At 62.9% G+C, this 9,059-nt stretch carries 11 protein-coding genes; 9 read left to right on the top strand and 2 right to left on the bottom strand.

The window, feature by feature from the left end; all coding sequences use genetic code 11:
* On the top strand, positions 1-1,026 hold a 1,026-nt coding region (locus tag PLL20_20530), incomplete at its 5' end, for a hypothetical protein (protein HPD32386.1).
* A gap of 22 nt (positions 1,027-1,048) precedes the next feature.
* Here the strand turns inward: PLL20_20530 and PLL20_20535 are convergent.
* A complete protein-coding gene (locus PLL20_20535) occupies positions 1,049-1,369 on the bottom strand; it encodes a hypothetical protein (GenBank protein ID HPD32387.1) in 321 nt (106 codons plus the stop codon).
* A gap of 167 nt (positions 1,370-1,536) precedes the next feature.
* Here PLL20_20535 and PLL20_20540 point away from each other — a divergent pair, with 167 nt between their 5' ends.
* The 8 genes from PLL20_20540 to PLL20_20575 all read left to right on the top strand — a co-directional run bounded on the left by PLL20_20540 (position 1,537) and on the right by PLL20_20575 (position 8,604).
* Complete coding sequence (locus PLL20_20540; protein ID HPD32388.1) at positions 1,537-3,162, top strand: FAD-dependent oxidoreductase; 1,626 nt, start codon at positions 1,537-1,539, stop codon at positions 3,160-3,162.
* Positions 3,163-3,300: 138 nt separating this feature from the next.
* Positions 3,301-3,507, top strand: a complete 207-nt coding sequence (locus tag PLL20_20545; GenBank protein ID HPD32389.1) for a 2-oxoisovalerate dehydrogenase — start codon at positions 3,301-3,303, stop codon at positions 3,505-3,507.
* Positions 3,504-3,755 carry a type II toxin-antitoxin system HicA family toxin gene (locus PLL20_20550; protein ID HPD32390.1) on the top strand — a complete coding sequence of 84 codons (252 nt, stop codon included), beginning with the start codon at positions 3,504-3,506 and terminating at the stop codon, positions 3,753-3,755. Before PLL20_20545 ends, PLL20_20550 begins: the two co-directional genes overlap by 4 nt.
* A gap of 43 nt (positions 3,756-3,798) precedes the next feature.
* Positions 3,799-4,272, top strand: a complete 474-nt coding sequence (locus tag PLL20_20555; protein HPD32391.1) for a hypothetical protein — start codon at positions 3,799-3,801, stop codon at positions 4,270-4,272.
* Positions 4,273-4,588: 316 nt separating this feature from the next.
* The gene (locus PLL20_20560; GenBank protein ID HPD32392.1) at positions 4,589-5,887 is read left to right on the top strand and encodes an adenylosuccinate synthase; all 1,299 of its coding nucleotides are present in this window, start codon (positions 4,589-4,591) and stop codon (positions 5,885-5,887) included.
* 303 nt (positions 5,888-6,190) lie between these two features.
* Positions 6,191-6,961 carry an isoprenyl transferase gene (locus PLL20_20565; protein HPD32393.1) on the top strand — a complete coding sequence of 257 codons (771 nt, stop codon included), beginning with the start codon at positions 6,191-6,193 and terminating at the stop codon, positions 6,959-6,961.
* A 393-nt stretch (positions 6,962-7,354) separates the two neighbouring features.
* Positions 7,355-7,810, top strand: coding sequence for a hypothetical protein (locus tag PLL20_20570; protein HPD32394.1), 456 nt, complete (start codon positions 7,355-7,357; stop codon positions 7,808-7,810).
* Between the two features lie 50 nt (positions 7,811-7,860).
* Positions 7,861-8,604, top strand: a complete 744-nt coding sequence (locus tag PLL20_20575; GenBank protein HPD32395.1) for a hypothetical protein — start codon at positions 7,861-7,863, stop codon at positions 8,602-8,604.
* Positions 8,605-8,758: 154 nt separating this feature from the next.
* Here the strand turns inward: PLL20_20575 and PLL20_20580 are convergent.
* The coding region (locus tag PLL20_20580) for a hypothetical protein (GenBank protein ID HPD32396.1) at positions 8,759-9,059 on the bottom strand (301 nt) is incomplete at its 5' end.

Consider the following 9,059-nt stretch of genomic DNA (forward strand, 5'->3'; position numbering starts at 1 on the left):
CCCGCCCCGGACACCGGCTGGGGCATCCACGACAACCCCGACTGCATGTGGGTCCCCTCCGACCCGGATGCGTTCTTCAAGGAGCTCAAAGACAGATACGGCTTCAGTTGGTTTAAGGTCCTGGCCTGCGGAGATAACAAGATCGAGGTCGTCAAGGCCTGCCGGCGACAGGGAGTCGAACCGGTCGTGCGCATCTACGTCTCGCAACCCGCCCCCTTCTACCCGCGCGAAAGCCAGGAAGAAGAAGAATTTCGTAGCTTGGTGGCCGCCTACGTCAAGGCCGGCGCCCATTACATCGAATCCGGCAATGAACCCAACCTCAGCCTCGAATGGGCAACCGGCGAGTGGGATAAGCCCGACCGCACCGGCCGCGTCTGCAGACAGTGGCTTCGCGTCAAACCGATGATCGCCAGGCAAGGCGGTATCCCGGTCTTCTACGCCATGAGCGTCGGCGGCGAGGACGGGCGATCCGCCGGCCAGTGGTGGAAAGACTGCTTCGAAACCTTCAAGAAATGGAACAAGATCGAGGATGCGTTCGCCGGCGCGGCCTTCGGCACGCACCTGGGAACGTCCAACCACCCGCTCGACTACCCCTTCGATGCCAAACGCAACATGCCGCACGCCACCAAGGCCGAGCGCATCGACTCGCTGATGAAAAACAACACCTGCTACCTGGGCGTCGAACTGCTCATCCACCTGATGAGCGAATACCTGCCCCACCCGATCCCGATCCTGAGCACCGAGGGCGGCACCTTCCCCGACAACCACGACGACAAGAGCTACCCCAAGATCACCCCGGAACTGCACCGCGATTACAACATGGGCATCTTCGAGCGGTTCAACCCCAAACACCCAGAGTACTGGGGCGATCCGCTCTTCGCCCAGATGTCATGGATCTACCACGCCGGCGGCGGCGCCTTCGCCATCGACAGTTGGTTCGATAACCCCAAGTACGGCCGCATGCCGATCCTGGACGCTCTGGAAAAGGCGGAGAAGTTCGATCGGGGAGTCATCTTCCGGAAGTGATCTGAAAACACCGACGCGACGCTCAGGTACGTGGTTTTCGCCGGCGTTTCCGTTTAGCGGGCAGCCGGGTGAGGTTTCGCACATCCACCAGGTCTTGCGGACGCGCGGCCAGACGTTTGTTCCTGGTCAGATTCTCAACAGGTCTCTCAACCTTGAACTCGGGGACATCCTCGCCTCGCATCCGATAGACTTCTCTCACCATCTCCCGCATCGCGTGCCGGCGGCCTTCCACACCCACTCGCCGCCAGAACGCGATGTCGAAGCTGCGGTCGACCTTCTTGAGCGGTACGAGACGAGCCATCACCACGCGGCGTTTGGTCTTCTTCTGGGGCTTCGCTGTCATCGCTGCCTATACCAAACGCCCGTCACGCGCCCGTCCAGCGGCAAGCCGCTCATAGACGCCTGCCGGCTGGTCTCCAGGATCGGGCTTCATCAATTCCCCATTCTCAACTCGCAATTCGCAATTCCCCAACGTTGCACGTCGGCAACGTCGGGCCGTACACTCATACCATGCCGATCGCCGTTCGAGGATTGACGCTGGGGCTCGATGAGCCGGAAGACCTGCTGCCCGACCGGGCGGCCAAACGCCTGCGCATCAAGCCCGAGGACATCCGCCTGTGGGCCATCGTCCGGCGGTCGCTGGACGCACGCAAGCACGATCGTCTCGGCTTCGTCTATAACATCGAGCTGGCCCTGAGCGGCTCGCCCAGACAAGAGGCTCAGCTCGTCAAGCGGCTGCGCCGTGCTGATGTCGCCTTGATCACGTCCGAGGAACCGCCGCCGCTGGAGCCCGGCCGCGAGTCCCTGGCCGGCCGTCCGGTGGTTGTCGGGTTCGGGCCGGCGGGCATGTTCGCCGCCCTGCTGCTGGCCAGCCACGGCTATCGCCCGCTGGTCATCGACCGCGGGCCGGACGTCAAGACCCGCAATCAGAACGTCCTGGTCGGCTTCTACCGCGAGCACCGATTCAACCCGGAATCCAACCTGCTCTTCGGCGAGGGCGGGGCCGGCACTTACTCCGACGGCAAGCTCTATACGCGCGTCAATGACCCGCGCGCCCGAATGATCCTCGAAACGTTCTACCAGCACGGTGCTGACCCGGACGTTCTCATCGACAGCCGACCGCACATCGGCTCAGACAGGCTCCCGGCCATCTGCCGACGGATCAGACAGCGAATCGAGCAACTTGGCGGTGAGGTGCGGTTCTCATCGCGACTCGATGACCTCGTCATCCGCGACGGCGCGCTCTCGGCCATCGTGGTCAACGGCGAAACAATCGCCTGCGGGCCGGTGATCCTGGCCGTCGGCCACTCCGCCCGCGACACGCTCCGCATGCTCGGCCGTCGCGGTGTGGCCTTCGAGCCCAAGCCGTTCCAGCTCGGCGTCCGCATCGAGCACCCGCAAAGCATGGTCGACCGCTGGCAATACGGCCCGCACTGCGGCCACCCTCGCCTGCCGCCCGCCGAATACCGCCTCGTCGCCAAGGGCGCCGCCGGTGATCGCGGCGACGTGTTCAGCTTCTGCATGTGCCCGGGCGGAATGATCCTGCCCACGAACGAGTCACCCGGCGAAATCTCCACCAACGGCGCAAGCCGCTCAAGGCGCAGCGGACCGTTGGCCAACAGCGGTTTGGTCGTCACCGTCGACCCTCGCGAGGTCCATCCGCCGGTGCAGAACGATCCGCTGGCCACGTTCGATTTCCTCGAGCAGATCGAGCGGACGGCCTTCGAAATCACCGGCCGCTCGTACAAGCTGCCCATCCAGCGAGCCTGCGATTTTGTCCAGGGCCACCCATCCGACGGCAAGCTCGAAACCAGCTACCCCCTTGGCGGCCAGTGGTCCGACCTGCGGCAAATCCTTCCTGATGGGATCGCCCAATCCATTGCCCGCGGCATCGAGCAACTCAATCGCCGTCTTCCCGGCTTCGGCGGCCCCGATGCTCTCGTCGCCGCCCCCGAAACCCGCGCCAGCGGCCCCGTGCGGATGCTCCGCGTCCCGCAGACCCGCGAATCGGTTTCCACCAGGAACCTTTACCCTGTCGGCGAAGGCGCCGGCTACGCCGGAGGCATCATCTCCGCGGCGGTGGATGGACTGAAATCCGCGGAGACGATCATCAGTCGATTTGCCAAACCAGCATAAGGATCGGGTGCCATGCCCACGGCCGGGTGCCGGGTGCCATGGCCACGGCTCTGCGTGGGCGAGTAGCCTGGTTGGCGTGATTCACACGCCGTCGAAACATGGTATGATACTGGCTGAAACGAAACGCGAGGAACGAGCATGAATGAAGTCATCTTTCTGGTCGAGGAAGCCCCGGAAGGCGGATACACCGCCCGGGCCTTGGGCGAGGCCATCTTCACGGAAGCCGAAACGCTCGACGAACTGCGAGCGAATGTCCGCGAGGCCGTTGAGTGCCACTTCGACGCCGACAGCCGCCCGAAAATCATTCGACTGCACCTGGTGCGCGAGGAAGTCATCTCCATATGAAGCTTCCACGCGATCTTTCTGGGGATGACCTGACGAAGGCCCTTGCCGTCTTGGGCTACCAGCCAACGCGGCAGAGAGGTTCGCACGTTCGGTTGACCACCCAACAGGGCGGCGAGCATCACCTTACGGTTCCTCAACACTCGCCGCTGAAACTGGGAACGCTGGCCGGCATCCTGGCTACTGTTGCCGCACACTTCAACCTCACGCGCGATCAGCTCATGGAGCGCCTCTTCGGGACGAAGGGATGAACCGCCCTGTGACCTTCAGCCCACCGGGAGAAACGGATGCGGGATGAACAAGCCGCCCCGACTGGAACCACAGGACCCCATCACCCTCTTCTGCCCCCACTGCGACTATAACCTCACCGGCTTGCCCAAAAACCGCTGCCCGGAATGCGGCCGGATGTTTGATCCGGAACAACTACGGATGGCCCAACCCCTGATGGATGAAGACATCCGGCCTATCACACTCTTGCCGGCCGTCATCCTGTTCTTCTGGCCGGTCGTCTTGGTCCTGCCCGTCTCTCTTCTGCCACACCCTTCCGTGTGGCTTCTTGTTGTCTTCGCGGCTTTGATCGGCAACCCCGTCAGCATGATGGTCCTGGTTCGAGCAGTCTTCGCGCGTCGGGCCAGACGGGCTGGCTTGCCGTTCTCCATCGTCCGTGACTTTTGGCCGATTGCTGGACTCTGGGTACTGCTGACCGCTCTGCAGTATACCGGCATGATCCTGATTCTCTTGTGTATCGCCGCCACATTCCGTCTCTGACGACGTTCAACTCACGGCGCAATCAATACCGATCCCGACAGAGTCCCTCCCACTGGCAACGTCGGGACACCCCCGGCCCCCCTGCTGCTGCACGGCTTGACGCCCCCAACCCCCGCCATTAACCTATGACAAAGCGTCCACCAATCAGAGTCCGCCGGAACCGAGCGCACAGATGGTGCGCCCGCCCCGGGGCCTGAGGGTCTTCAACACAACCCGGAGCGCCGGCGACACGCCGGCCTCCATGGCAGGAAAACGCCGGACCGGCGCTGGCGCCTGGGGCTTTGTCTCCGCCCTTAAGTACTGAAGCGAGAAGGACATGGATTTCAACAAGCTGGGACATACGTGCGTCGTCGGCATGCACTGGGGTGACGAAGGCAAAGGCAAAATCGTCGACCTGCTCACCGAGCACTTTGACATCGTGATCCGTTTCAACGGAGGCGGCAACGCCGGCCACACCGTTGTGGTCGGCACCGAAAAGTTCGCCCTGCACCTGCTCCCGGTCGGCGTGCTCAGCCCCAACAAAACGGCCGTCGTCGGGCCCGGCGTCGCACTCGACCTGGCCGGCATCATCGACGAAATCGACAAGCTCGCCGCCCGAGGAATCACCATCGGCGACCGCCTGCGGATCAGCGACCGGGCCAACCTGGTCATGCCTTGGCACAAGAAGCAAGACAGTCTCTCGGAAGCGGCTCTCGGCGACAAGAAAATCGGCACCACCGCCCGTGGCATCGGCCCCTGTTACGCCGATAAGATGCAGCGAGCCACGGCCATCCGCGTCATCGATCTGACCCACCCCGACCAGCTTCGCCGGAAGATCGAACGCATCACTCAGTTCAAAAACACCATGTTCGCCGCCCTCTACAACGACCGGGAGCCGCTCGACGCCAAGGCCATCGCCGAACAATACCTGGGCTTCGCCGACCGCCTGCGCGGCAACGTGACCGATACCACGATGTTCCTCTACGACGCCATGCAATCGGGCAAGCGATTGCTCTTCGAGGGAGCCAACGGCACGCTACTGGACATCGATCACGGAACGTTCCCGTTCGTCACCAGTAGCTCCACCAGCGCCATCGGCGTGCCGGCCGGCGCGGGCGTGCCCGCCCAAACGCTTAAAACCTGCCTGGGCGTCACCAAAGCATATACCACACGCGTCGGCGCCGGGCCGTTCCCCAGCGAACTTGACAACGAAATCGGTCAGTACATCCGCGACCGCGGCCACGAGTACGGCACCACCACCGGCCGCCCGCGCCGCTGTGGCTGGTTCGACGCCGTCGCCGCCCGATACAGCGCACGACTCAGCGGAATCACCCACGTCGCGGTCATGCATCTCGACACCCTCACCGGCCTCCAACAGGTCGGTATCTGCACCGGCTATCGGACCTCCGCCGGCACGCTCCCCGGTCTCGTGGCTGATGCCGTGTTAATGGAGCAGGTCGAGCCGGTCATCGAGTACATGCCCGGCTGGAAACAGGATTTGCGCGAGGCTCGGTCGATCGGACAGCTCCCGGCCGAGACCCGAGATTACATCGACCGCCTCGAGACGCTCATCGGCGTACCGATTTCCATCGTCAGCGTCGGGCCGGAACGAACCCAGACGCTCATGCGGTCGTAACAAGCCCCAGCGTTGCATGCCGCAACGCCCAGGAATGGCCAATGGCGAATGTGGAATTGAGAATGAGATACCCGTTGTCGCTCGATCCGGGGCTTGAACTCGGCCTTGAACCGACGGCTTCCTCCGTCCCTTTCGCGCTTCGCGAACGGGGTAAGCCATCAGCAGTTTGCTGGCCCCAGAATCCGTTCTGGGGCCTTCTGCGCGGAGCATTCCCATCCTCATCGTCACGGAAGGCGAAACGGATTCCGCCATCCGAGGCGACCCGGAAGGAATTCCGAGGCGAGCGGTACCTGGAAGAAGATGATGCCTGAGCCGCCATTGGACCCGCGATTGGAACTGGGCCTCGACCGCCGCCGGCTTCCCCGCCACATCGCCATCATCATGGACGGTAACGGCCGGTGGGCCAACCAGCGAAACCTCCCCCGCATCCGCGGCCACATCGAAGGTGCTGCCAACGTCCGCGAGACCATTACCTACTGCGCACGCCTCCAGATCGAGGCCCTGACGCTCTACAGCTTCAGCGCCGAAAACTGGAAACGCCCTCCCGACGAGGTCAACGCCCTCATGGACCTCTATGCGGACTACCTCGTCAAGGAACGACCCACGATCATGGAAAACAACGTCCGCCTGATACAGATCGGGCGCCGCCAGGGACTGCCGGACAAGGTGCTGGCCGAGCTGGATATCACCCAGCAGATGAGTGCCGCCAATACCGGCCTTAAGCTCTGCCTGGCGATCAACTACAGCTCGCGCAACGAGATCGTCGACGCGGTCCGGGCCGTCGCCCGCAGGGTCCAGACCGGCGAATTGAGGCCCGAGGATATCGACGAAGCCACGATCGCCAACTCGCTTTACACCACCGGCGTGCCCGACCCCGACCTGCTCATCCGCACCGCCGGCGAGATGCGAGTCAGCAACTTTCTGCTCTGGCAGATCAGTTATACCGAACTCTATGTCTGCGACGTCCTCTGGCCCGACTTCAAAAAGCAACACCTCGCCGATGCCATCCGCGCTTTCGCCGCCCGCGAACGCCGCTATGGCGCCGTCACCCGCGACATCTCCAACCACCGCTGAACCCTTCCACGCCGCCGAGTCACACCTTCGACATGACAAGCCCCCGTCGCAGGTCCGGCTCGCAATCCGAGTGGCATGTCCAATTCCCAAGCCCCAACAACCGCTGAATGACGAAGTTCGGACTGGATAATAACGATGCCCCTCTGGGCAAACCTGCCCGCCACCGTGGACTGCGTCATCCGGGTTTCGGGGCTGCTTCGTCAGTCGGGCTTCGTCATTCGGATTTGACCGCCATTGAACCTTGGTCATTCCTCATGTTCCTCAGATTCTCCCGCGACCTTTCACCCGCCATGCCTGCCCGCTATAATCCACCACTCGTGAATGCCGCGCCTGCTCGCCCCCTCAGACAGGCAGGGTACTCAATGGCTTTCCCGACCGATCAGGAGGCAGCTCATGAATAGAATGTGGTTTCGTGTCACGGCTTCAACCATCCTGCTCGTTGCCACCGTAATGTGTGCGGCACCCGGAAAACCACGTGGCGGCCGGACCGCCGGCAATGAACAGTGCCTCGAATGCCATCCAACATTCCGCAACGAAACGATTGCTGAAACCCACGAGCAGACCGGCACGCTCTGCGTCGACTGCCACGGGCCCTCAAAGGCTCATGCCGTCGATCCCAAGGAAAAAGCCCGACCCGACATCGTCTTCTCCCGCGACCAGGTCGACGCCCACTGCGGACAGTGCCATGATCCGGCGCACCACCCGCAGCGCAAAGCAAAACGTTTTATGGAGCAATATGAAGGCCATCCCGGGCCCAACGGCCGCATGATCACGGCGGGCAGCATCTGCACCGACTGCCACGGCCGACACATCATGCCCCCGCCGCAGGCTTCCCCGGCCGGAAGCTGAAAAACGTCCGTCACTGTTGGTGCAACCTGCATGGAGAAAGGTAGCACGCCATGAAAGCTCTTTTCTGCCTCGTCGTGCCCCTTGTTCTGGCCGCGAATTGCATCCCGGCTCCGGAACCGCCCGTCGAAGTCTCATCTTTCGAACTGGAGATTCAACCTGAAATCGTCCAGCCCGTCATCCCAGGGCAGCATTGCGTGCTGCTCATGCAAGTGGTCAACGAAACCGCAGGCACGGGACACGGTGAGGCTGTCACCCTGACCGCCACGGCGCCCGGCGCCACCGTCACCGTCGAGCCCACCTCGATTACCCCCGCCCAGGTGGCCGAGGTCACGGTCATTCCGGAAGAGGCCTCCGTGGGACAGGAGCTGACCGTAACCGTCACCGGCTGGCGCTCCGGCAAGCAGGCAACCGCCACCAAAACGCTGACGGTCGAAGAAGGTGACATCGACGAATTCCTGAACAATCTTGGGCCCACGGCCGGGGAAATGCGCGACATGTTCATCCCATGGCTGGAAACGAATCACCCCGAGCTGGGGATCACCGGCCAGACCGAATGGGCCGGCGTGGTCGTCTCTCCGTACATTCTCGTCGTCTCCCACTTCCTGTTCTTCTCGGATGAATGGGAAATGCACGTTTACTGGCACGTGATGATCCCGCCCTACGACTGGGTGAAAATCGACCTGCGGAACCGCTTCGCCGAGATCAGCTACTCCTATTCCTTTGAGATCAGTTCTCGCAGCGACCCGGAACAACAACCGCATGCGATCGAACCGCCGGAAGAGCTCTGGCGATAAGGCCCCCTTCGCTCGCGTTCTTAGTGGGCCGTGTGCGATCAACAGCCCTTGTCGGATGGTAGGTTTTTCCGGTCAACAGCTTGCGTAGGGCATCGAGCTGTATGTGTCAGACGACGGTCCGTACGGGGCAGGCTTCCGGCTTGTCGTTAGAACCTTACGGCCGAATACCTGTGCGGCTTGCGCCCATGTCTCTTGATCGCAGTGCGCCGGGTGCCATGCCCACGGCTTTGCCGGGTGCCATGCCCACGGCTTTGCCGGGTACCATGCCCACGGCTTTGCCGGGTACCATGCCCACGGCTTTGCGTGGGCATGCGCCTCCAAATGTATCCGCTCGGCCCGGAATCCTTTCCGGGCCGCACTCTCGCCCGCTCGGCCCGGAATCCTTTCCGGGCCGCACTCTCGCCCGCTCGGCCCGGAATCCTTTCCGGGCCGCACTCTCGCCCGCTCGGCCCGGA

The sequence above is a fragment of the Phycisphaerae bacterium genome (assembly GCA_035384605.1).
Lineage (GTDB): Bacteria > Planctomycetota > Phycisphaerae > UBA1845 > PWPN01 > JAUCQB01.

Coding starts and splice junctions, on each gene's coding strand:
- PLL20_20535 (HPD32387.1), bottom strand. CDS start 1,369: ATGACAGCGAAGCCCCAGAAGAAGACCAAACGCCGCGTGGTGATGGCT.
- PLL20_20540 (HPD32388.1), top strand. CDS start 1,537: ATGCCGATCGCCGTTCGAGGATTGACGCTGGGGCTCGATGAGCCGGAA.
- PLL20_20545 (HPD32389.1), top strand. CDS start 3,301: ATGAATGAAGTCATCTTTCTGGTCGAGGAAGCCCCGGAAGGCGGATAC.
- PLL20_20550 (HPD32390.1), top strand. CDS start 3,504: ATGAAGCTTCCACGCGATCTTTCTGGGGATGACCTGACGAAGGCCCTT.
- PLL20_20555 (HPD32391.1), top strand. CDS start 3,799: ATGAACAAGCCGCCCCGACTGGAACCACAGGACCCCATCACCCTCTTC.
- PLL20_20560 (HPD32392.1), top strand. CDS start 4,589: ATGGATTTCAACAAGCTGGGACATACGTGCGTCGTCGGCATGCACTGG.
- PLL20_20565 (HPD32393.1), top strand. CDS start 6,191: ATGCCTGAGCCGCCATTGGACCCGCGATTGGAACTGGGCCTCGACCGC.
- PLL20_20570 (HPD32394.1), top strand. CDS start 7,355: ATGAATAGAATGTGGTTTCGTGTCACGGCTTCAACCATCCTGCTCGTT.
- PLL20_20575 (HPD32395.1), top strand. CDS start 7,861: ATGAAAGCTCTTTTCTGCCTCGTCGTGCCCCTTGTTCTGGCCGCGAAT.